2 protein-coding genes are annotated in these 2139 nt (G+C 67.0%); one reads left to right on the forward strand and one right to left on the reverse strand.

Annotation, left to right across the window (positions count from 1 at the left end):
* Positions 1-17: 17 nt before the first annotated feature.
* Positions 18-1166 (reverse strand): sensor histidine kinase, encoded by a 1149-nt coding sequence (locus H590_RS0113620; RefSeq protein WP_126412708.1) that lies wholly within the window; start codon positions 1164-1166, stop codon positions 18-20.
* Between the two features lie 157 nt (positions 1167-1323).
* Here H590_RS0113620 and H590_RS0113630 point away from each other — a divergent pair.
* Positions 1324-2139, forward strand: an 816-nt coding sequence (locus H590_RS0113630) for an IS1634 family transposase (protein WP_028703942.1), incomplete at its 3' end; no start/stop codon positions are given.

The raw sequence follows: 2139 nt of genomic DNA on the forward strand, positions 1-2139 counted from the left end.
CCCCACGCACCCCGTCCTCACAGCGAAGTGACAACCGATCCACACACAGTCAAGCCACAACTACACCCTGGATCCTGAAGAGCCAGTTGACCGACCCGGACCTGCTCACCGGTGGGGGCGTGCCAGCTCATGGTGACCGTTGTGCCGTTGCCGGGGGAACTGAGGATCTCGGCGAGACCGCCGCAGCCTGCCATCGTCTCCCGGACCGACCCCCGCAGGCCGTGCCGGTCGTCGGGAACCTGATCAGGGTCGAATCCGCAGCCCCGGTCGCGCACCGTCAACTCGCCCTGTCCGTCGTCGAACCGGCCCACCACACTCACCTGAAGGACGCCGGAGTGCCTGGCCACGTTGGTGAGGGCCTCCCCGGCAGCCCTGCGGAAGCTCTCAGCGACCCGCCCCAGGGGCGACCCCTCGATCTGGACCTCGGCGTCCAGGCCGATCGCGCGGGCCATCTGTCGGATCTGCTGGTCGAACTGGTCCAGATGGCTGCGTGGCCCGGTGCCCGCCAACGCCGCCAGGGCGTCGCAGGCGAGCTGGCGCACCGGCTCGGCGACACTCGGGTGGGCCGCCCTGGCGGCCGAGCCCAGGGCGTTGAGGACCTTGTCATGGATGAGGGCGTCCCACCGGCTCGACTCCGCGAGAGCCTCCTCGGACTCGATGAGTTCCTGTTCGGTGCGACGCGACTCCCGGTCGGCCCGCTGAGCCATCCGGACGCTCGTCACCACGGTCATCCAGGCCATCGTGGTGACGATGCCGATCGTCCCGTAGTAGGCGGAGTTCACCCAGCTGAGAGATCCCAGTTCATCGGTTCCGTCGAGCACGGTGCCGCCGATCGCGACGGTGGCCAGAATGTCGAGGACGGCGAACGGCCAGGCCAGACAGGTCCACGCGGCGGCCGCCGCAAGCACCGCAGAGTGCGCGAGAGAGGGCGCCAACTGACCCGGGGTGACCTGCCAGAACAGGGCTGCGACGACCACGCCCGCCAGGCACAGGCCGGTGTGGACCACCAGAGCCGGACGGGCCGAACGACGTCTGAGGACCGCCGTGAGGATCCACCCGGTGGTGAGGGTGAGGGCCGGCAGCAGCACCCCGATGATGAAGGTGTCGCGCGGGGTCATCTGGTGCGCGCGCCACTGGTGGATCGTCGAGCTGGTGCTCAACGCCATGCCGAGCAGGACGGCGAACGCGCCGATCAGGTCGGACCTGACTTGATGCAGTTTTTCGGGGTTCGGTCGGGTGTGTTGGTCTGGCTACGGGTTTCGTGTTCGATCGTGGCTGTTTTGGGGCACTAAGACGGTCCTGGGGACCCGTATTGTGGGGGTCATGACCTATGTCCGGACGGTCCGCACGGGTTCGGGTGCGGTGGCGGTCCAGATCGCTGAGAAGCGACGGGGCAGGCGCATCATCGTGGAGCATGTGGGCTCGGCTCACAGTGACGAGGAACTGGCGGTACTCAGGACCACTGCCCGGGCCAGGATCGAGCAGTTGAGCGGCCAGGAGCCCTTGGACCTGGGCGTGGAGATCCCGGTTGCGGTCGAGGAGTCGTTCACCGAGCCCGTGGTCCAGGACAGGTTGACCGGTGAGGACTCTGGACGCCATGAGAGTTCAGCGCTTGCCAGGCCTGCGCAGGTCGTCTCGACGGCCTCGGACCTGTTGTGGTCTGTGCTGGACAGGGCCTATCGCCGCCTGGGATTCGACGCGGTTGCCGATCAGGTGTTCGAGCAGGTCGTTGTGGCCCGGATCGTCGAACCCACCTCGAAACTGGCTGTCGGGCGGGTCCTGACCGGTTTGGGTCAGGACCCGCCGCATCACATCACGATCTACCGGCACCTGGCTCGTGCCCAGGACCGCGACTACCGTGCCGTGATCACCGATGCCTGCCACCGGTACTCGGCCGGTGGCGGGGAGGTGACTCTGGTGCTCTATGACGTGACCACCCTGTACTTCGAGGCTGAGAACGAGGACAGTCTGCGCAAGGTCGGCTATTCGAAGGAACGCCGGGTTGATCCCCAGATCGTGGTCGGGCTCCTCGTGGACCGCTGGGGCTTTCCCCTCCAGATTGGCTGTTTTCCCGGCAACAAGGCCGAGACCACGACCCTGATCCCGATTGTTGAGGCCTACCGGTCGGCCCACGAGATC

Origin of the sequence: Acidipropionibacterium jensenii DSM 20535, assembly GCF_000425285.1 — a bacterium.
Classification (GTDB): Bacteria; Actinomycetota; Actinomycetes; order Propionibacteriales; family Propionibacteriaceae; genus Acidipropionibacterium; species Acidipropionibacterium jensenii.